The organism is Shewanella sp. cp20, assembly GCF_000832025.1.
In the GTDB taxonomy this organism is placed as follows: domain Bacteria; phylum Pseudomonadota; class Gammaproteobacteria; order Enterobacterales; family Shewanellaceae; genus Shewanella.
This window is the reverse complement of the sequence record NZ_JPII01000025.1, coordinates 1-21,253: the sequence shown is the minus strand read 5'-3', so window position 1 is coordinate 21,253 and position 21,253 is coordinate 1. Positions and strand designations below refer to the sequence as shown.

Annotated in this window: 19 protein-coding genes; 9 read left to right on the top strand and 10 right to left on the bottom strand. The window is 55.8% G+C overall.

Features of this window, described 5'->3' with window-relative positions; all coding sequences use genetic code 11:
* A complete protein-coding gene (locus DB48_RS08715) occupies window positions 1-897 on the top strand; it encodes a DMT family transporter (protein WP_041509910.1) in 897 nt (298 codons plus the stop codon).
* 88 nt (window positions 898-985) lie between these two features.
* A complete protein-coding gene (locus DB48_RS08710) occupies window positions 986-1,195 on the top strand; it encodes a TOBE domain-containing protein (protein WP_041509909.1) in 210 nt (69 codons plus the stop codon).
* A 279-nt stretch (window positions 1,196-1,474) separates the two neighbouring features.
* Here the strand turns inward: DB48_RS08710 and DB48_RS08705 are convergent, their stop codons facing one another.
* On the bottom strand, window positions 1,475-1,834 hold the full coding sequence (locus DB48_RS08705) for a GFA family protein (protein WP_041509908.1): 360 nt from the start codon (window positions 1,832-1,834) through the stop codon (window positions 1,475-1,477).
* Between the two features lie 136 nt (window positions 1,835-1,970).
* The gene (locus DB48_RS20220) at window positions 1,971-2,126 is read right to left on the bottom strand and encodes a hypothetical protein (protein WP_160290145.1); all 156 of its coding nucleotides are present in this window, start codon (window positions 2,124-2,126) and stop codon (window positions 1,971-1,973) included.
* A gap of 513 nt (window positions 2,127-2,639) precedes the next feature.
* Here DB48_RS20220 and DB48_RS08700 point away from each other — a divergent pair.
* Window positions 2,640-4,697, top strand: a complete 2,058-nt coding sequence (locus DB48_RS08700; protein ID WP_041509907.1) for a TonB-dependent receptor — start codon at window positions 2,640-2,642, stop codon at window positions 4,695-4,697.
* 75 nt (window positions 4,698-4,772) lie between these two features.
* Here the strand turns inward: DB48_RS08700 and DB48_RS08695 are convergent, their stop codons facing one another.
* The 5 genes from DB48_RS08695 to yegS form a co-directional block, all read right to left on the bottom strand.
* Window positions 4,773-5,753: a sensor domain-containing diguanylate cyclase gene (locus DB48_RS08695; protein ID WP_041509906.1), complete on the bottom strand. Its 981-nt coding sequence runs from the start codon at window positions 5,751-5,753 to the stop codon at window positions 4,773-4,775.
* 200 nt (window positions 5,754-5,953) lie between these two features.
* Entirely contained in the window at window positions 5,954-6,490 is a 537-nt protein-coding gene (locus DB48_RS08690; RefSeq protein ID WP_041509905.1) for a response regulator transcription factor, read from the bottom strand.
* Window positions 6,487-7,668, bottom strand: coding sequence for a sensor histidine kinase (locus DB48_RS08685; RefSeq protein WP_052813726.1), 1,182 nt, complete (start codon window positions 7,666-7,668; stop codon window positions 6,487-6,489). Before DB48_RS08685 ends, DB48_RS08690 begins: the two co-directional genes overlap by 4 nt.
* Window positions 7,669-7,737: 69 nt before the next feature.
* On the bottom strand, window positions 7,738-8,661 hold the full coding sequence (locus tag DB48_RS08680; protein WP_041509929.1) for a dTDP-4-dehydrorhamnose reductase family protein: 924 nt from the start codon (window positions 8,659-8,661) through the stop codon (window positions 7,738-7,740).
* Between the two features lie 4 nt (window positions 8,662-8,665).
* On the bottom strand, window positions 8,666-9,583 hold the full coding sequence (gene yegS / locus DB48_RS08675) for a lipid kinase YegS (RefSeq protein WP_041509903.1): 918 nt from the start codon (window positions 9,581-9,583) through the stop codon (window positions 8,666-8,668).
* A gap of 321 nt (window positions 9,584-9,904) precedes the next feature.
* Here yegS and DB48_RS08670 point away from each other — a divergent pair, with 321 nt between their 5' ends.
* Together DB48_RS08670 and DB48_RS08665 are read left to right on the top strand one after the other, a co-directional pair.
* Window positions 9,905-10,564, top strand: a complete 660-nt coding sequence (locus DB48_RS08670) for an MliC family protein (protein WP_041509928.1) — start codon at window positions 9,905-9,907, stop codon at window positions 10,562-10,564.
* A gap of 1 nt (window position 10,565) precedes the next feature.
* A complete protein-coding gene (locus DB48_RS08665) occupies window positions 10,566-12,446 on the top strand; it encodes an alkaline phosphatase D family protein (RefSeq protein ID WP_041509902.1) in 1,881 nt (626 codons plus the stop codon).
* Between the two features lie 61 nt (window positions 12,447-12,507).
* Here the strand turns inward: DB48_RS08665 and DB48_RS08660 are convergent, their stop codons facing one another.
* From DB48_RS08660 to DB48_RS08650, 3 genes are all read right to left on the bottom strand, one after another.
* Entirely contained in the window at window positions 12,508-13,416 is a 909-nt protein-coding gene (locus tag DB48_RS08660; RefSeq protein ID WP_041509901.1) for a pseudouridine synthase, read from the bottom strand.
* 281 nt (window positions 13,417-13,697) lie between these two features.
* Complete coding sequence (locus DB48_RS08655) at window positions 13,698-14,276, bottom strand: LON peptidase substrate-binding domain-containing protein (protein WP_041509900.1); 579 nt, start codon at window positions 14,274-14,276, stop codon at window positions 13,698-13,700.
* A 210-nt stretch (window positions 14,277-14,486) separates the two neighbouring features.
* Window positions 14,487-15,542, bottom strand: coding sequence for an alpha/beta hydrolase (locus DB48_RS08650; RefSeq protein ID WP_041509899.1), 1,056 nt, complete (start codon window positions 15,540-15,542; stop codon window positions 14,487-14,489).
* A 117-nt stretch (window positions 15,543-15,659) separates the two neighbouring features.
* Here DB48_RS08650 and DB48_RS08645 point away from each other — a divergent pair, with 117 nt between their 5' ends.
* The 4 genes from DB48_RS08645 to DB48_RS08630 all read left to right on the top strand — a co-directional run bounded on the left by DB48_RS08645 (window position 15,660) and on the right by DB48_RS08630 (window position 20,994).
* Complete coding sequence (locus tag DB48_RS08645; protein WP_041509898.1) at window positions 15,660-16,091, top strand: hypothetical protein; 432 nt, start codon at window positions 15,660-15,662, stop codon at window positions 16,089-16,091.
* A 38-nt stretch (window positions 16,092-16,129) separates the two neighbouring features.
* Window positions 16,130-17,170, top strand: a complete 1,041-nt coding sequence (locus DB48_RS08640; protein ID WP_152619122.1) for a DUF3080 family protein — start codon at window positions 16,130-16,132, stop codon at window positions 17,168-17,170.
* A 439-nt stretch (window positions 17,171-17,609) separates the two neighbouring features.
* A complete protein-coding gene (locus DB48_RS08635; protein WP_041509896.1) occupies window positions 17,610-18,071 on the top strand; it encodes a YhcH/YjgK/YiaL family protein in 462 nt (153 codons plus the stop codon).
* Between the two features lie 643 nt (window positions 18,072-18,714).
* On the top strand, window positions 18,715-20,994 hold the full coding sequence (locus DB48_RS08630) for an aminotransferase class V-fold PLP-dependent enzyme (protein WP_041509895.1): 2,280 nt from the start codon (window positions 18,715-18,717) through the stop codon (window positions 20,992-20,994).
* Window positions 20,995-21,253 lie beyond the last annotated feature (259 nt).

Sequence of the window (21,253 nt, the reverse complement as noted above, 5' to 3'; positions counted from 1 at the left end):
ATGAACGTCCTCCTTGCCATGATCCCCGCCTTCTTCTGGGGCACCACCTATGCGGTGACCCAATATACCCTGCCAGATTGGCCCCCCCTGTTATTGGGCGCCTTGCGGGCACTGCCTGCTGGCCTGATCCTACTAGCAATCAAACCCAGCCTGCCCAAGCGTCAGGAGTGGAGCCTGCTGTTTCGACTGGGCTTTATCAATATCGCCGCCTTCTTTAGCCTGATCTTCGTCATGGCACTCACCCTGCCGTCGGCCATCTCTGGGGTAGGCATGATCTCGGTGCCGGTATTTGCCATGCTCTACCAGTGGCTGTTTCACGGACGTCGTCCCGGCCTGACCCAGGGCTTCTTCGGCCTGGTGCTGATCGCCCTGGCCTGGCTGTTGTTCAATCCCAACTCCATCAGTCTCAACCCCATAGGACTCCTGGCCATGCTGGCGGCCATAGCTTGCATCATTGTCGGCAGCGGCATCACTAAGGCACTTGGGAATCGTATGCATTGGTGGACGGTATTAACCTGGCAGCTGATCATAGGCGGTGTATTGCTTAGTCTGGCGGCAGGCGTTCATGCCTGGTTAGCGCCGCAGAACTATGCCGGCGCCCTGACACAACTGAGCCTAAGCAACGCCGTCGGCATAGGCTGGATTATCCTGCTCAATACCGTGCTGGGCTATATCATGTATGTGTGGCTGCTACAGCGCATGAGTGTGGTGGACTTTACCTTCGGTGGCATCGCCAATCCGGTCGCCGGTATTGTGTCGGGCATGGTGCTCATGGGCGAATCCTTCACGCCCCATCAGTACCTGCTGATGCTAGCCATGATAACCGCCTCCCTGATGCCACAGATCATCGGCCTGATCGGCGAGCGCAAGCGTATCGCTCAGGCGAAATCCCAATAGGCTTCACAATAATCGACGTCGGAGTTCCCCCATAGTACGCAAAGGGTTACCATGGCTTTTTCATTATTTAACAGGAAGATAAATCAGTATGAAAATTAGCGCACGCAATAACCTAACCGGTAAGATCAAGGCAATTGAGGAAGGTTCGGTAAACAACGAAGTCGTGATTGAATTGGCTCCAGGCGTCGAGATCACCTCAGTGGTCACCAAGAGATCATGCCAAGAGTTGGGTCTGGTCGTGGGCGGCGAAGCCTATGCCATCATCAAGGCAAGCAATGTGATGATCGCCGTAGACTAAGGCCAGTTGACTTTTTGAGAACAAATTTTGTTCTCATTGAGCACGTTCAAATCGCGGCATAAGGCTTGAAGTAGTTATTCTATATAAAAGCCGAGTACCAACATAAAGCCGAGTAACAAAGAGTTGAACGTGCTCAAGACGAACCCTGCAAAAATAAACTTGAAAGATAAACAGGCTCTAATCATTCTCTGAGAGATTGATTAAGGCATGGGATCTGTTTTACGCCGTTTCTTAATCGCGGGTTAGAAAAGTGTCCTATGCCGAAACTCATTCCTGACTCTAGTCTAAATACTGCCAAGTATCGGCACCATCGAAATGACGGATGCGAATAGACTCCCCTAGCGGCTCGGTTGCCATCCTGAAATTGAGCGCTATCCTCGGCTCACTCACCTTGTCCGTGGTCAGCGTATGGGTCACACAGCCACAGGTCCTGCAGTGATAGAAGAGCAAGTATTTATCCCCATGGCTGTAACCCGCGGTCGCGCTATCCGCTCGCGCGTTCAGGCTGACCTCCGTAGGGTCGAAATAGCCCCACAGCGCTGCATAACGGCTACAGATGGAGCAGTTGCAAGAGGTTAAGGTGTCCGGTGGTGTCGCTAGGGTCAGCTGTACCTGCCCACAATGACAAGAGAGTTGCATGCTAAAACGTCCTTATTTTTGAGTCATGCCTAACCTATAAGGTTAACCCTCTCATATCAAGGCGCGCTCTTTAAGTGCTCTCTATCAAGACGAGCTAATCAAGCGATGACGCGCGAGTGTCGGTGACTGTTAGCCGTTAGTTATATCCCAGGACATAACAATCTGGCTCTTCATCTTTAAGATCTGTCTCGTTACCCGCCAGCATCTCCTGCAGCCATTGTCGACGTGTCATGGCGCCGTGATCAGAATCGGTTTCGGTTACGCTGCGCGCTGTGTTTGTTTCATGTTCCATAATCAATACCCAATTTATCTTAGCTCGCCGGTAAATCACCCAGCCCTAATTAAGCATTTGAGAGCACAACAAAACGCCCGCCGCGTTTAATTTATCAAACACTTGAATTTGATTAAAAGACTGAAAACTATTGATGTCAATGAATTTTATTGGTCATACAAATAAACCAAGAAAAGTGGCAAAGGAAATCATCAACCCAGCAAGATATTGATTAATTTGATTTTTACGAAATGAATTTTATATTCAATCTTACCAAAACAATAAACCAAGCCAGATTTATCCTTAAAATAATTAATCTTCAGACCATAAAAACCACTACTTACACACTGATTAATAAAGCAAACACTTGTTTGAATCTCTGCCTGATGGCGCCGAAATCCTGAATCTTAGATGCCAATCCCCTGGGGTGCGCAGCGGGTGCGACACCTTGTCGCACTATCTGAGTTTGTCTTTGTCACGCCTAAACCAGGCTGCCAAAATGCCGCCACCTAATAACCTAAGAACTCAAATATTATGGCGCTGCGTCTCTCTCACCTTACGCTCTCTATCGGCACAGCCTTGCTGACCCTTCCTCTTGCCCAGGCTCAGGAAGCCGCATTCGAAATCATTGAAGTCCACGGTGCCCACCAGGGCAGCTACACCTCGGTAACCCCCGAAGCACAGGCGCCCGTCAGCGACATCAGCGGCTTGCTGACCCAGCTGCCGGGCACGGCCGTCAACGGTAACGGTCCACTGACCGGCATCGCCCAATATCGCGGCCTGTTCGGCGACAGGGTTAATACTCAGGTCAATGGCGTCTCCCTCGCCGGTGCAGGCCCCAACGCCATGGACACGCCGCTGAGTTATGCCAGCCTGATCAATAGTGAGCGTATCGAGATGCACCGCGGCATCGCCCCCGTCTCCGCAGGCACAGATACCCTTGGCGGCAGCATCAAGGTGATCGAGTCCCAGGCCAGCTTTAACGACACCCAAGGACGCGTCGCCGCCCAGTATCAGGGCAATGGCGCCCAGAGCCATCTTGGGGCCAAGGTCAATGTCGGTGGCAAAGAGCACGCCCTGCTGGTCTATGGCGATCTCATGCATGGGGATGAGGACATGAAGTCCGGTAACGATCTTCGCATCTCCCCCAGCGGCTATGATAAACAGATCCTCGGTGGCCAATATCGCTTTAACCTCAGCGACAATGGGCTAGAGGATGAGTCCATCGCCATCGGCTATCAACACCTGGAAACCACAGAGGCGGGCACCCCGGCGCTGCCGATGGATATCGACTTCATCCGCACCGACAGGGTAAAGCTCGAAGGCCAGCACAGGCTCAACACCTGGGAACTCGACTGGCATCTCGCCTATAGCGATGCCAGACACGGCATGGACAACTTCAGCGAACGCCAGAAGCCCGAGAGTGCCAACGCCCGCTACAATAACGCCGAGAGCAAGAGCTATGATATGGCACTGACCCTGGGCAGAGACGCCTGGCTATTTGGCCTCGACAGCCAGCTCAGCGAACACAACTCGGTGATCACAGATCCCACCAAGCCCATGTTCAGGGTCGATAACTTCAACCAGGTGCAAAATGACACCTACAGCGCCTTCGCCCAGTGGCAACAGCAGCTCGAACAGTGGCACTGGCAGTTGGGCGCCAGGGTAAAACACTACCGCGGCGATGCCGACGAGGTCAGTCACTCCATGGCCGGCGCCATGCCCGCCATCAAAGCCTTGATGGACAGATATAACCAGGCCGATCGCGCCCAGGCTCAAACTGGGGTGGATCTGGTGATCAACGGCCGTTACCGCGTCAACGAGGAGTTAACCTGGATACTGGGGCTGGCCCGCAAACAAGACAGTGCCAGCTACCAGCAGAGATACCTGTGGATCCCAATGGAGTCCACAGGTGGACTCGCCGACGGTCGCACCTATGTGGGCAAGATGGATCTCGACCTGGAGACCGCCTATCAGCTGGAGCTGGGTGCCGACTTCAACCGCCAGGGACTGAACATAAGCCCACGCATCTTCCTGCATCGCATCGACGATTATATCCAGGGAGTGAAGTCGAATGACCCTGCGGTGATCATGGCCGCCAACATGATGGGTAACCAAGATCCTATGGAATTTGCCAATGTCGATGCCCAGCTGTTGGGTATGGATATTAACGCCAGCTACGAGCTCACCGAACAATGGCAACTGGATCTTATGGCCAGCTATGTCAGCGGCGAGCGCCGCGACATCGACGATAACTTGTACCGCATTGCGCCGCCACGGGTAAATCTGGGCCTCAACTTCACAGAGGGTAACTGGTCGGCCCGCATCGAGGGGGTCATGGTGGCGGCTCAGGACAAGGTCTCACATAGCCAGGCCGAGCAAACCAGCGCGGGCTACGGCCTGGTCAACCTGATGCTGGCCTACGACGGGCAGAAATGGCTGATTAAGGCGGGTATCAACAACCTGTTCGACATCGACTATGAAGATCACCTCGGCGGCTACAACCGGGTGTTCAATGCCGACCTAACGCCAGGACAACGCATGCCGGGCACAGGCCAGAGCGCCTGGCTCACAGGTGAATATCGCTTCTAAAGCATTAACTCGTTTTGGGAACCCTCCACTGCGCTCCCGTCCCCGAGCACCCTGCACGCTCGGGGATTTTTTTATCTAGAGGGCCTGTTTATCGCGCTTACGCCTAAACATATCCTCATCGGCCTGCGCCAACAGGACATCCAGGCGGACATCCTGATCCGCTATCTTGTGGCCTATGGTCACAGAGACCTCGGGCAGGTGACTATCGAGCATGGCGTTATCCAAGCCCTGCATGATTCGCGTCTCGGTGGCTATCACGTCCTCGTCATTCTGACACATGAGCAGCACCACAAACTCATCGCCGCCGATGCGCCCCACCACATCCGAGCCACGCACACTCTGCTTGATGATCCCCGCCAGCAGCTTGAGCACTTCATCGCCCACCGAATGGCCGTGGCCATCGTTGATCCCCTTGAAGTCGTCGACGTCGATATAGAGCAAGGCCAAGCGGCTCTCGTTTCGCTGGGCAAGCTTCATGCGCTGCCTGGCGAGCCCCTTAAATCCACGACGATTATTGATATGACACAGCTCATCCAGGTGGGCCAGTTGCTTGAGTTCACCATAGATATCCAGCAAGGCGAGATCCGCCTCGATGATCTCCTTGAGTTGGTGGATTAGCTCGAAATAACTGGCCTGGTAATCTGTCTTGGCGCGATCCATCACGCAGAAGGTGCCGAAACAGCTACCATCGGGCCAAAACACTGGCACCCCGAGATAGGAGGAGAAGCCATCTTTCTGCACCTCGGGGTTGGTTTCCCAGCAGGGATCTATCTTGGCGTCGGGCACATAGAGATCCGAGCGGGTCTCGACGATGCGCCGACAGAAGATATTGGTATCGGGTGCGATCACCACTCCGGGCGGGTAGGGATTGCTGACCTGTTTACTGGCGATGGTCACCTGGAATCCCTTGGGGGTATATTGCACTAGGAAGCTCGCCGGTGCGTTAAACACCCGGGCCAGCAGATTGACGGTTTTCTGCCATTTATCGAGTGAGATGAGATCGATAGGATTATCGAGAAGAAAGCGCTCACTGCTGTACAAAGTATCTGTCGACATCGTCTTTCCTTTTCTCAGGATAACGAAATCGCCTTCCTAGCGTCTCGACCTAAGGTCAAGCGCACCTGCCTGTGAACTAGCCATGTCTTAGAGCATAGAGGCCAACGGAGAGCAATTCAAACCCCAATAATAAACATAAAAAATACATCTTATATCAAATTATGGGGCGAAAGACTCGATAGAGCAATGCTCCAATCTGGTTATTGACTGATATCCTGCGGCTTCTTGAGTAACTTGCGTTGCAGGGTTCGCCTGTGCATCCCGAGCTGGCGCGCCGTCGCCGACACATTGCCCTTGTTGGCGGTCAACACCTGCTGCAGATGTTCCCACTCGACCCGCTTGGGACTCAGGGGCGCCTCATCCACCTCGGGAGCGATCGCCTTGGGCGCCTTGTCGTCCAGCACCTTGAGCAGGGTGGCGGTATCTGCAGGCTTGGTCAGGTAGTTGTCGGCGCCAAGGCGCATCGCCTCGACGGCGGTGGCTATGCTGGCATAGCCGGTCAGCAGCACCAACACCGCCTGGGGAACGGCCCCCTTGAGCGGAGTAATGAGCGCCAGGCCATTGTCGTCGGCCAGCTTCATGTCCAGCAGAATATGGCTGGGTTTAAACTGACGGGCCTTGAGTAGCGCCTGAGTGGCATCGTGCGCCAACGCGCACTCGTAACCGTGCTTGCTCATGCGCCGCGCCAGGATCCCGGCAAAGCTCGGCTCATCTTCGATGATCAAGAGTCGTTTCATGCAGCCCCCTGTATCGGCAGATAGACCTGGGCCACGGCGCCGCCATCCACATGGCTGCCGAGGATCAATCGCCCGCCGAGACGCTCCAGGCTCGCATGGCTAAGTAAGAGGGCAACGCCCATCCCCTTGGGCTGCTCGACGATCTGATGGCCAAGCTGCTGCAACAACGGCGCCGGAATGCCCGAACCAAAGTCACGCACCCCAAGCACCAGCTCATCCCCCTGACGCTGAGCCGAGAAGGTCACCCTCTGCTCGCCTGTCGTCTCCTGACTGGCCCTGGCACCATTCTCGATGAGCGCCAGTAACGCGGGCTGCAGGCTGGCGTCGACCCTTAGCCGCAGCTTGTCCAAGCCTTTATCAGGCTGTAGCGATAGATTCACCGCCGGCATCAGCAGGTTGACCTGCTCTGTTAGGCCGCTCAGCACTTGCTCGGCCGACTCCAGGCGCTGCGCGCCCTCGCGGATCGATTCGGTTGCGGTTCGCAGCGCCGTCAGTGTAGATTCGCACACCGCCAGTGCAGACTTCATCTCCTGCAGCGCAGGACTATCGCCCTCCTCCTGCAACTCATCTACCAGTAACCTCAGGCTAGCCAATGGGGTCGCCAGCCGATGAGCCATCTGCGCCGAGGCAGTACCCAGGGCGATCAACTTCTCCTGGCGTAACTGGGCCTCGCGCATAAAGGCGAGCTGCGCATCCTGGCGTCGCATGCGTTTGGCCAGCAAGGCCACACTCGTGGTCAACACCAAAGATGAGATGATGAAGTTGACCCACATCCCCAGATAGTGAGACTGCATATCCATGCCGTGGTGACTCATGGCACTCTGGGGCATGTTAAACAGCATCAGGCTGTAGGCCACATTCGACAGCAGGGCCAGAGACCAGGGGGCCCAGAAGGGCAGCAGCACGGCGGCAATGGCTATCGGCAAGAGTAACAGGGAGATAAAGGCGTTGGTGGCACCACCGGAAAAATAGAGCCAGGAGATCCACAACAGGGTGTCGAGCACCAGGGCGATAAACAACCCCGAGTCGCTGCTGAGCAGGGGCTTTCTCAGCCAGAAGGTAAAGCTTAAATAGAAACCCTCGAGGATCAGGGTCAGGTTCAGCGCCGGACTGTGAAGCGACAAGCCAAAGGTGTCGGCAAACAGGAAGGTGAGACAGAGTTTCAGCATCAGGGCCATGATGCGCAGCAGGGCCAGTTGGTCGGCGGCGCGGTAGCGGCCGTAACTCAGAGTCGTCACATTAGATTCCTATTTCATATCAAAGGCTAATCCTATCTTCGCCAGGGCATCGCCCGAGCGGGACAGGCTGTATTTTACCCCCTGTTCGAAATCGATTTCACTCTTTATTGCCAAAGAGTTGAGGCGCGCCATGCTCAGGCTGCAATCCTCCGGCCGCTGGGCACTGTCGTTGGGAGATGACAAGGGCGAAACATGTCGGCAGCTCAGCCCCAAGCTCTCCGCCATCTTGTTGAGCATCTGATACTTGGTCATCCGTTCGCTCCCGCTGAAATGATAGATGCCCGCCACATCACCTAACCGCTGCTGGCGCGCCACCAACTTAACCAAGGCGCTGGCAATATCCAGGGTTGAGGTGGGGCTGCGCACCGCCCAGTCATCTTGCGAGCTCGGTGCCTGAGTCGCCAACTGCTTTAGCATCACCAGCACCGCCGACTCCTCTATCGACTCGACCGGCCCATAGAGGATCGGCAGGCGCAGCACGGCAAAGTCGCCGGAGACATCTAGCAGTGCCAGCTCTCCCTGGCGCTTGGTTTCGCCGTAAAAGTTCAGTGGATTAGTCTGCGCCTCCTCGCCGTAATCGGGCGAGGTACCGTCGAACACATAGTCGGTAGAGATATAACAGACCCAGGCGCCATTGGCCTCGGCGGCCTTGGCAAGCTGCCGGGTGGCGGCCAGGTTAAGCGCCTTTGCCGCCGACGGGTCACGCTCGGACACATCGGGCCGCCGCTCGGCCGCGCAGTGTAATATCACATCCGGTCTATGGGTCTGGATAAACTGGCTCACCGCCCGTGCATCGGTCAGATCCAGTCTATGCATGCCCGCATCGGCCCGGGAGTAACCGCAGGCCAGCACTGTCACCGCTTCATCGGCAAATCTGTCGACCAAGGCTCTACCCAAGAGGCCTGTGGCGCCTGTGATCATTATCTTCAACATCAATTCACTTCTCTGTTATTGGCTTGCTGCCCGGCTGCAGCATGGGGCAATCCTTGGGCAGCACCATGGCAATCGCCGCAACCTGCACCTCGAAATCCACCCGCGACTCGGCGATGGGCTCGCCATCGAGATTAATGGGCATGGGCGGGGTGGAGCGCCAGCTGGCCTGGGTATCGCGATGATACTTCACATACTGATTATCGACCTTAGGCGCCTGCAGCTCGGCGATCACCTGCGCCAGGGCCTCGATGGGAAAGTGATGCAGGGCCACCAGATCCATCAGGCCATCGTTGATATAGGCATCCGGCGCCAACACCTGACCACCACCGGCCTGACGTCCGTTACACACGGCGCCCACCAGCAGCTGCTGGGTACTGGCCTCGCCATGAATAATAAACTCGCCGTCATAGGGCTTGAAGTTAAGCGCCTGCACCAGCCCAGACAGGGTATAGGCACCGCCACCGAGAAAGTGTTTCAGCGCCACCGGCGTGTTGGCCGTGACCTGGGCACCGAAACCGCCGCTGGCGATATTCACCACATACCTGTCATTGGCCCGAATCACATCAACGCCATAGGCCTCTCCCTGGGCCGCCAGACGCAGCGCTTCCTCGAAGTCGCCTGGCACCCTGGCGGCGGTGGCAAAGTCGTTAGCCGTCCCCATAGGCAAGAGCGCCAGCTCGCAGCGTTCGTCGCTGGTATGCCGCATCAGGGCATCCACCAACTCATTCACCGTGCCGTCACCACCCGCCGCGACGAGGCGGTGGCAGCCTTCGGCTATCGCCTCATCCACCAGCCGGGCCACATCCCCGCTTTCAAAGGTCACGCGCACCTGAATCTCGTGATCGGCCCGCACCCTGTCGATCGCCTGGCGAAGCACCTCGTCACCGGCCTTCTTACCATTGAGTATGATGCGAAGTTTCATTGCTAATCTCCTGCCTGGGACCACCTGTTCACTCATCATAGCAGCAAGACGGTATCGGCTAAACTGGACTCACACCATTGCGCCCCATGAAGCGAGTTTCATCTCTCGTTTCATTTCTAGCCTCTGTTTTAGCCTGCTGACCTCTCTAAACACTCCCTGCCCTGGATTGTTCACAGCTCACAGCGTGCAAGCATGCGTCATAGCCCTCGACTCGCGCCAAACACTTGTAGATAAACAGGCGCCATGGATTTGCCGCGCCCGGCACAACAGGATATGCTCATGAGTTATCAAGGATATCTGGCCCAAGCTTGGAGCTTAACCATGAACAGATTATTGTTAGTCGTCGTTGCGGGCGTACTGCTACCGGCCTGCAGCCAGCAGGCCTCTCAAGCTCTAACTCACACTCAAGCTCAGCATCAGAGCACTGCCGAGACGACAGACAGCCACAGTAGCCAACCCAGCTTCGACTGTAATAGCGATAAGCTTTCCAGCATAGAGACCCTGATCTGCCATGACGCCGATCTGGCCGCGCTTGACCAACAGATGGCCAAGGTGTTCCAGGCAGCCAGCACCAAGGCCATTAACGAGTATCCGCCCATGTTGAAAGCCGAACAACGCGGCTGGATAAAGGGCCGTAACGAGTGCTGGAAGAGTGAAGATAAAACACAGTGCGTGCGCGACACCTACCAGATGCGTATCGCCGAGCTGCAAGCCAGATATCGTCTTATCGCCCCCACTGCCGAGGTCAGCTACCAATGCGACGATATCGCCGCCAAACAGGTGATGGTCAGCTATTTTGCCACCGAGCCTGCAACCCTCATCGCCGAATTTGGCGATAGCGTCTCGCTCATGGTCAGCCAGCCTAGCGCCAGCGGCAGCCGCTATCAGGGACGCAACGAATCGCTGTGGGAACACCATGGCGAGGCGCGCATCACCTGGGGCTATGGTGCCGCCCCTATGATCTGCACCCTCGCCGACTGATATGACACTACCTCTGCTGCTGACCGGACCCATGCTGCGTCACTGCGACGCAGACCATTTCACTCTCACCCTGGTGACCAGTGCGCCGCTGTCACAGTTGACGCTCACCCTGGGCGAGACTCGGCACTTGCTTGAGGAGGACGCCGTCGAGTGTCTCGAACTCGGCACTCACGCCTTCTTCTATTTGATCCATCTCAGCCAGCCCGGACTCAACCCTGTCGGCACGAGTATTCCCTACCGGCTCAGCGACAGCCAACATGGGGATCTGCTCGCACCGATCGAGCAACTGACCTATGGCGACAGCGAGTGCCCGGATTTCGTGATAAAGCCTGAGATAGACACCCTGCTGCACGGCTCTTGTCGCAACGCTCATCACCACAGTAGCGATGCCATGGTCGCCGCCGATACCCAAGTGGAAATCGCACCGGATGCGACAAAACGGCCGGCGCTGATGATGCTCAGCGGCGATCAGATCTATGTCGACGATGTCGCCGGCCCCATGCTATTCGCCATCGGCAAGGTCATAGAAAAATTAGGCCTGTACGAGGAGGAGTTTCAACAGGCGCCACTCGGCCACAGTAAGCAGATAAGCTATCATCCGGCGGCCATGTATCAACGCCACAAGAAGCTACTGCCTCGCACCGAATATCCTGCGGGCAGCGCACTGGTACGTTGGTATATCAATCACCCCATCTTTACCTCATCGATCGCCGAGAATCACCTGGTAAGTCTGTCCGAGATAGTCGCCCTCTACCTGCTTAGCTGGTCACCCGAGCTGTGGCAGTTGATCGATATTCCCAAGGAGGTGACAGGCCTATCACCCAGCAATCAGCAGAGATGGCAGAAGGAGTGGCTACACCTGCTGGAGTTTAAGGCGGGGCTGACCAAGGTGCGGCGCCTGCTGGCACACCTGCCCACCTACATGATCTTCGACGATCACGACATCACAGACGACTGGAACCTCACCGCAAAATGGGAACAGGCGGCCTATGGCCACCCCTTCTCGAAACGCATCATAGGCAATGCGCTGATCGGTTATCTGGTGTTTCAGGGCCTGGGGAATCAAAAGCGCAAGTTTAGCGGCGACATTCTGCCCCAGCTCAAGCAGTTTCTCGCCAGTCGCGAGGAGGCGCAGCACGACGCCTTAATCGAGACGCTACTGGATTTCGACGAGTGGCACTACAGCCTCAATACCTCCCCAAAGTTGGTGGTACTGGACACCCGCACCCAGCGTTGGCGCAGCGAGTCTAACCTGGCCAAGCCATCTGGTCTGATGGACTGGGAAGCCCTGATGGAGCTTCAGCAGCAGCTAGTGGGACAGGAGAAGGTGATTATCGTCTCGGCGGCGCCCATGTTCGGCGTAAAACTGATAGAGGCGGTGCAGCGCGCCGCCACTTTTATCGGCGCCTCCCTCCTGGTGGACGCCGAAAACTGGATGGCCCATCCCGGCACGGCCAACACCCTGCTGAGCATCTTCCTGCATCGTAAGACGCCGCAGCAGTTCGTGATCCTTTCGGGCGATGTGCATTACTCCTTCGCCTACGACATAGGGATCCGCTTTCGCACTCAGGGGCCGCAGATCTATCAGATCACCTCGAGCGGCATCAAGAATCAGTTTCCCGAGAAGCTGTTACCCGTATTCGACAAATTGAACGGCTGGCTCTATGGTCACTTCTCGCCGCTCAACTGGTTTACCAAACGCAAGCGCATGTCCATTCGCGGTCGACGCCCCAACGGCATGCGCAGTCAGCGGCTGATCAACGCCAGCGGCATAGGTGTGGTGAGCTTCGCTAAAGATGGCGCCCCCTCGAAAGTCGCCGTGCTCCATGGCGACATGAGCACCACAGAGTTCCTGCCGCCGCGCCAGTCTCGTAACGGCTAAGTCTTATCCGGCGAGGCCTTTAAAATGAGGTTTTTAAAGTGAGACTTCTAGAGTGATGCTTCTAGAGTGAGAGTTCCGGCAGGCAAATATCCAGCTGCCGACCCGTCACAGGATCCGTGAAAGCCAGGCGACGCGCCAGCAGCTTCATCGGCTGTTCATAATCCTCACTGCCTTTGGGCTGAAGAACGGGATAGAAGTTGTCGTTGAGAATAGGCATGCCCAGGCTGTTCATGTGCAGCCGCAATTGGTGGGTCTTACCTGTGACCGGCATCAGCTCGAAGCGACCTATCTCCCCCTCGACGCTCACCAGGGCGATCTCCGAGTGACTATTGGCCTCACCCTCGACGATGCGCATGGTAAAACTAGGGCTTCCCTTATCGATACGATTCTTCACCGTCCAACGCTTGGGCAGGCTGAGTTTTCCGGCGCTATGCTCCGCCAGTAACTCAGGAGTAAGCCGCGCCAAGGCCTGGTATTCCTTGGTGATCAGCCCATGACGAAACAACCCATGATAGGCGTCGCGGCGCTCACTCTGCTTGACCAGCAGCACAATGCCCGCGGTGGCGCGATCCAGCCGATGAGCGGCGATAAGTTGATCGCAATCGGTACGTACCCTTAGACGGTTGATTAAACACTGATTAATTACCTCGCCTCCTGGGTGCAGGGCCATGAAGTGCGGCTTGTTGGCCAGCACTATCTGCTCATCTTGATACAGAATAGACTCGCTGTAGGGAGGCGTCGTCTCATGGGCGACCTCGCGGTAGTAATACACCTTCTGCTGTGGCCGATAGGCGGTGGTGAGTGCCAGCGCCTGACCGTCTTGCCAATGCACCTTGCCCGCATTGAAACGCTCTCGCCAGACGTCGGCTGGAATGTTATCGAACCGCTGACAGAAATAGTCGTAAACGCTCGCCGGGGGATTGGCAGTTTGAGGTAGGACGATAAAGGAGGCTTGAGCCGCACGCACCATGACAGAAAGGCCTAAAGATGAAGTAGCGACCATGGTAACAAAAATTGCGGCCCGGATGAGAGCAAATTATCCCAATCACAATGAGTGAGTGTTCAAATCTAGCGCAGAAAAAACCTTTGAGAACCAAGCAGGATTTTCGATAACTAAGGCCAGTTGAACTTTAGCGTTCACGCTTGCAGCGTTCTGTATCGCTTCTATAAAAGTCCTAGCAACTCTGCAATCGAAAAGAGTAACGCCCTCATCGAGCGTTTTAACCAGTTAGGATGACCATGAGATCGGTATTACTGCCCCGCGTGGGACTTGATCAGTTCCAGCACGAAATCCATGGTCTTATGGCAATCGGGCTGATTGACCAGCACCTGCTTATCACGGTTATAAAGCGGTAGCACCTCGAGCCAACGCTGGCTGACCCAGGTGGCGTCTTCCAGATGCAGATCGCCATAGAGCTCCTGCAGGGCGGGGTTGACCAGATAGAACTGCTCTAATGCTGCACTGATTAGCTCAAATTCACCCTTGATGGGCTCTTCGCGCCAATTGCTGCAACTCAGGGTTCTGGCTATCCAGTTACCGTCACGCCGCTTGGCCGCCGAGAAGATCTTCACCCTCTGCTTACCTTCCAGCACTAGGCCCAGACAGTCGTCTTCGAGTTGATTGAAATCTATGATCTCGCACTGAGTCGCCAGTGGATAACAGGGGGGATTCGCCTGAGGGCGAGACATGGCAAAGGCTAGCGGGAAGTGCCCCTTGAGCACCTCGGCAATCAGTTTCAAGCTGCTAGGCCCCGCCACTCGTATCTCTATTCTGCCATCGGGCAAAAGTAGTTCGTCGCGGGTGATCAACGCCATCTCTTGAGTCAACATAGCAACCTCCTCCCCCTTGGTGGGTGATCGCCGTGAGTGTCGAGTCAGTGCGACTGAAAAATAACCAAGGAGCAATAATGATAAAGTGTAGCAGTTGTCGAAATTACTGCCCGAAACGCCATTATTGGATCGGCGATGCCATGCCAATCAAAATACCCGGTCCTTCGCTTATTAGACCCTAAAAGATTCCCTTTTGTTGCAGCCAATTAATTAGAAAGTGTTAATGTAACGCATAATATCGCCACTTTTTAATACCTTATCCAAGTCTTCTGCCAGTACTTCACTCATCTTCGCCGCCTGTCGCCAATAGCGCATCCGCTCCTCCGTACTCAGGCGGCTGAAGTCATTTCTGTCCGGCAACTTGCCATAGGGAAGTTGCTTTAAATAGGCCTCGCTAGGGGCCAAGATCAGGGCGTTGTCATAGTTGCGTTTGGCACTTCGCCAGGGCAGCGACTTGTCGAACCAGCCGGGCAGAATCTTGCTGTAGAAGTGAGGATAAAGCGTCAGCCCTGGCGCATGGGCCAGTGGCAGATCGAAGTGATAGTCTGTGATGCCACCGTCGTAATAGTGGCCGGCAGGCGCACCCTCGATACGCGTCACAGGTGCCAGCACCCAAGGGATAGAGCCGGTGGCCAGCAAGACCTGGGCTATATTTTCCCCGGTCAGGGGAAAATGACGACCCGGCAGATCCCTTAACTCGTTATAAGGAGAGGCGGCGCCGCCGCTACCAAACAGATAACGTTCGAAATGCCATCCCAGGGTCCGCCGACTCAGCAGATTACTGACCGCAGTGGTGGCAAGGCCAGCCCCCAGGGCGGCCCTGTGAGACAGGCGGTTGAGATGACGGCCACGACAGGCGATGAAATGGCTCTTGATCACAGGATTGCTGACGATATCCGCCCCCTGCTGCGCCCCCAATATGCCCGAGACGATCCCCGCCACCTTATGCGATACCTCGCTTGCGCTGGGTTTGGTCTCGTAACGCTGGCCAATATATTCCCGCTCCAGGCGCTCGTAAGCCGCCAAGGGATCTTGCTGGGCCAAACAGGCCAGACGCCAGGCACCAGAGGAGGCGCCCAGGGTATAGAGCGGAGTCTGTCTCGCCTTGAAGAAGGTGCCAAACAGATACTTATCCAGCGCGGCGATACCGAGCCATTTGGGCCCACCCGACGCCGCCAACACCTGGGTAAATAGCTCGGGTTTCAGCCCCTGCTCGGCGATCTGTTTGTAGGCTTTCGGCCCGGCGAGAAAACGTAACTTAAGCACCTAACTCGGCTCCCTGAATTTATCTATGTGCATGCTAAAAGCCATTCTATAAGAATTGCACTAAACTTGTCAGCGCGATTAAAATAGGCCGGTGGCAGGAGGTCACTGAGGAACAAAATGGACGACACGGTAAAAATTAAGCCCAACCAAACACTCGCCTACGGCATCATCACGCTGACGGCCAGCCTGTTTATCATTAAGCAGCTCTTTTTGAGTGACTTAAACGGTGAATGGCTACTCTTCATGGGTTACTGCCTTGCCATGCTCGTATGGGCTGGCGCCCTGCTGAAACAAGAGATCATTTTTACCCCCCAAGCGATCGCCTTTGCCAATATTCCTCTCACGGGCAGTGCTTCCCTTGGCAAGCAGAGCCTGATCGCCTATAGAGATATTATCCGTTGCCATGCCAGACTCGAAGGCCTGGAGATAGTGACTGACACTGAGGCCATCAGGGTTAGCCTATCACTCAACGACAGGCTTATCTCCCGCCTCAGTGCTGGCTTTGAGGCCCACGGCCTGCAGCTGACCCTTGAGACGAGCGAGCAATAGAGGCGAGTCTAAGGCCAACAATCTCTTAAGGGGGCAACTTGCCGCAGACTCACGTCACCTCGATGCTCAAGATCCTTATGTTCATCAGCCTCTTGCTGTCGCTAGCTGGCTGTCAGCGGGCCAAGGATGTAGATTATCTCTGGCAAGACTATAGTCAGCGCCTGGCCCATGTGATCGACCAGGCCTACTCGCCGCCTCCTTTCGAGCCACTACAACTCGGCAAGGCCAAAATAACAGAGCAGGCCCCGATCACCGTCTCGATACTCGAGACTCTGTCTCTGGGTCACTGTCCCTTAGGTCGCCTCATCGCAGACCACAACAGCACGCTCGGCAAGGTGGCGCCCCCCAGCCAGCAACTCATCTACCAGATAAGGTTTATTCAACTGGCGCCCGCCTGCATCGACACCCTAGAGCCCAGCCCACTGAAGACTAAGCTGACGCGCGCGCTTGAGCAGAAACAAGATAATGCGATGCAATACTTTAATCGGGTGCTCACCAGAGACAGGAGTATTACTAAGAGTCTGTTTATCGGCTACGACTCTCTGGTGCTCGGCGAGATGCGCGCCGGTCGCTTCGAGCTCGAGTCGGCCATAGGCCAGCTGCTAAGTATCAAGCGCAACATCACTCAGGGGCTGTGGCAGCAGATAGACACGACGCAGATCGAACCCGCGCTCGCCCTCATGGCCCACCAAACGCTGCTGCAGAGGTACTTGCGAGCCCTGGCCTATAGCCAGGCGCAGCTCCATGGCCTCAATGACTATCTGTCAACACATAGCGCGTCGGTCGCCTGCCGCCCCGGTCATGCCAACCGCAAACAGGAGATACTGCAAAATGTGTTTCATAAATACTACCTAGCACAAACCCAGGCCTATCTGTCACAGCTCAACCAGCTACATTACCGCCTGAGTGAGCCGCTACTAGCCCTGTTCGAAGGCAGCAGCCATCAGCCCTTCATCGACCACTATTTCGGCCAGCAGCCTGATGCCCTGCCAGAACAGCTCAAGACCCAGATGCGCAGACATGTGAAGTGGTGGCAGGCCTTTAGGCAGAGCTGCAACATTAAGCCGCCCAGCCGCTAGGGCCTGTTGATCTTTGCCGTTTGTTTTTGCAGCAGTTTGAAGGTGATTTATACAAGGCAGAGCCTGTGCCGTGTAGCATCCTACACAAACTGGCGATAACACCGTAGAAATGGTCTACAAACGCTGCCCAACGGGTTCATCTAAACGCGCGCTGCACTTTATGAAAGGCTTCCTGCCTTTCACCGCAGGCGGTCAGCTACGCTGTTAGAAATCGTTCCAGACGATTTCTTTGTTGTTCGCCATTCACATAGAATAACTATGCTTCATGGCTCTCGCCTCGCGCAAAACGCGTTTAGATTGAACAAAAATTAAACTTGAAAGATCTACAGGCCCTAGGGCAAAAATCGACAAGCGCTAGTGCTGAGGCTATCTTGCCCGTCGAAAAGCCTGCTACACTGTCGCCACTTTAATTGCATCTTACCAGCCTGAGCATCCAACCATGATCTTAGACACCCTAGATAACCTGGCACACTACACCCACCTGGGGCCGCGCATTGCCAAGGCGCTGCAGCACCTCAAGGAGACAGACTTTACTCAGCTGCCCGTGGGCAACTATGAGCTTGAAGGCAAAGATATCTTTGTCATCGTCAACGACTATGAGACCAAGCCCAGAGAGGTAGAGCCCTTCGAGGTGCATCGTAAATATATCGACGTCCAGTATGTGGTGAGCGGCGAGGAGGAGTTTGGCTATCTGCCTCTGGCGGATCAGACACCATCCAAGCCCTATTATGACAAGCACGACTACGCCGAATATGACTATGAGTCCAACAAGGCGCGCGCGGCCTTTATCCCCTTCAAGGCGGGGATGTTTGCCCTCTTCTTCCCCCAGGACATGCATATGCCTGGCGTCTTCGCGACCCCGCAGGCAGTGAGAAAGGTGGTGATCAAGGTCAAGATCTAATCCCCCTTATGCCCGCGCCTGTCGTGCCCGCGCCTGTCGCGGGCATGTTCACTTCCCCTCGCCCATTCAGGCGGCCATTCAATAGCCCATTCATCTGATACAAATTGTCACCCCCTCTGTTGGACACATCAGCTCTTAGGCAAATCAGCTCGGAGACGCAATAGATCTTGGGCGAATTAGCTTATCTGCGCCCTAGGGCCTGTTGACCTTTTGAGAACAAATTTTGTTCTAATTGAGCACGTTCAAATCGCGGCAGGAGGCTTGGAGTATAGTTATTCTATATAAAAGCCGAGTAACAAAGAGTTGAACGTGCTCAAGACGAACCCTGCGGGCAGCGTCTGTATCATTTTTCTACTGCGTTATCGCTCATTTATGTAGCACACTAAATTACAATCGCTCTGCCTTGTATAAAATCGATACAGAATGCTGCAAAAATGAACGCGAAAGATAAACAGGCCCTAGCGCCTCTCACCCAAATCCCCCACCGCGCTCCAACAACACACACATTTCGCCCTATGGGCGGCAAAAACATGATCTTGATCAATACTCACAAGCTGCTAATATAGCCACATCGAATTACATATACTATTTTGTTATATGGGAATTTTTTCTAATAATAAAAATAATCAGCAGCGAGTATCCCATGCACCACACATCCCCGCTTAGCCAGATCTACCTCGACGCCAACGCGACCACGCCCGTATTACCCCAGGCCGCCAAGGCAGCGCTTGGCGCCATGGAGGAGCTTTTCGGCAACCCCTCGAGCAGCCATATCACAGGCCTGAAGGCCAAGAGCCTGATGGAGCAGACCCGCCTGCGGGCCAAACAGCTGCTGGGCAGCGGCCAGGGCAAACTCATCTTTACCAGCGGCGCCACAGAAGGCATACAGACCGCCATCCTCTCCGCCCTCATCAAGGCCAAGGCCAGCCTGGAGCCAAACAGGCAATACAGCCTGCTGTATGGTGCCACCGAACATAAGGCGGTGCCCAACTCCCTTGCCCACTGGAATGATCTGCTTGAAATAGGCGCCCAGCTCAAGGCGATTCCGGTCGATGAGCATGGCGAGCTGGATCGCGACTTCATCGCCAAAGAAGTGCCCAACGCCCTGATGATCTGCACCATGGCGGTCAACAACGAGACCGGCGTGTATCAAGATCTCGATGCCCTGGATACCTGCATTCGTCAGCACAATCCTGAGGTATTCTGGATGGTGGATTGTGTTCAGGCGTTGGGTAAACGACCGCTGGCACTGGCGCAAACCAGCATAGATTACGCCCCCTTCAGCGGTCATAAGCTTTATGCACCCAAGGGGATCGGACTGGTCTATATTCGCGATGGCGCGCCTTTCACCCCCTTCATCGCCGGCGGTGGTCAGGAAGGCGGACTGAGATCGGGTACCGAGAACCTGCCGGGCATGGCGGCGCTCAACGAGGTGTTCGCCATGCTTCTGGCCGAGCAAGACAGCGCCTTCTACGGCCATGCAACGCTTAAAGGCTACCGCGAGCAGCTCGCTCAGGCGCTGCGCCGCGCCTTCCCGACGCTGGTGTTTAACCACAGCTTCGATAACAGCGTGCCCACTACCTTAAACTTCGCCGTGCCCGGCTTTAGCAGCAAGGAGATCATGGATCTGTTCGACGCCGCCAATATCCGCGTCAGTTCAGGCTCGGCCTGCAGCTCAAAGGTAACCCGCAGCTTCGTACTCGACGCCATGGGGCTGCCCGCCTGGCAGAGCGAGTCGGCCATTCGCCTCTCCTTCGGCCCCGCCATGACCCAGGCTGAGGTCGACCAGGCCTGCGAGCGCATCCAGTCTGCCGCTAACGCCTTGGGCAACAGCTGCCTGACTTTGAGCGGCAATGACGCCCTTACAGATAAGCAGCCGCTTAACGGCTTGGTTCAGCTCAAGTCGGGCTCAAGCTGCAGCTGGATCTACGCCGATCAGCAGAGCAAACAAGCCGTGGTGATCGATCCCCTGCCCGAGCTGAGTAGCCGTATCGACACCCTGCTGCAGTGCCAGCAGCTAACTCCCATCGCCTTTATCGACACCCACGGCCACGCCGATCACGTCTCGGAACGTCTGGAGTTGGCCACTCGTTATCTACCCGAGCAGTCAAGCGATCATCTTGGCTGGCCAGAGGCACATCAGATCACTGAGATAGGTGCCAGACCGGCGCAGATGATAAGCCTTGGAGCCCTGTCGCTGGTGAAGCTGGCCACCCCGGGCCACACCAATGACAGCATCAGCCTGCTGCTGTGCTCGCCCCAGGGCGAGGTGATCTACGCCTTCTGCGGCGATCTCGTCTTGATGGGCAGCCTGGGACGCACCAACTTCGACACCAGCTGCGCCAAGCAGATGTACAACAGCCTCAAGCTGCTACACAGCCTGATAGGCGACGACACCCTGCTCTGCCCGAGCCACGACTACAACAACGAGTTCACCACCAGCTTCGCCGCCGAGTTTAGGGTTAACCCGCTGCTCAACGAGACGATTAACGGCGCCCTCTCCATGACGCAATTTGAGCAGCACAAGGCCAGACTCGATACCCACCTCAGGGATGAAGCCGGCAGCGAGATCATCTGCGGCGCATACTCAGGCGATTGCGACAAGGCCAAGGTGAAGGAGTACGACAGCCAGACGCTCAGGCTGCAAGTGGGTCAGTCACCTGAGATTAAACTGCTGGATATTCGCGAACCCCATGAATATGCCCTGCAACATGAGCTGGGCGCTCTGGGTGAGCAGACCATCAACGTGCCTATGACCAGGCTGGTGCAATTCGTACAGGAGCACAAGCAGGAGAGCGATGCCGAGTGGGTACTGGTCTGCCGTAGCGGCAGTCGCTCACTGGTGGCGGCCCAGGCGCTGCACAGACTCGGCTTTAACAAGATAGCCCACCTCAAGGGCGGCTATGCGTTAAGCGACAGCTAAGGAAGGTGCGAATAAGTCCCGTGCTTGCTCTGCGTGTGCTTAAAGTGGATAGATGCAAGGCACAGTTTGCAGCGAATGGCCCTAGTCCTTCGCAAGAACTGTAACGCAGCAAATACCGCTGTAAGCCTCGCCCTGCGGGGCTTTGATAGCAACACCATTTCGGCGTTATTCAACTTCAGCAGGCCTCGCCCTCAGTTGAATGCCTTGAACTGTCGCTGCTATCAAAGCCAGAGCTGCGCGACGACTTGTTCGCCCCTTC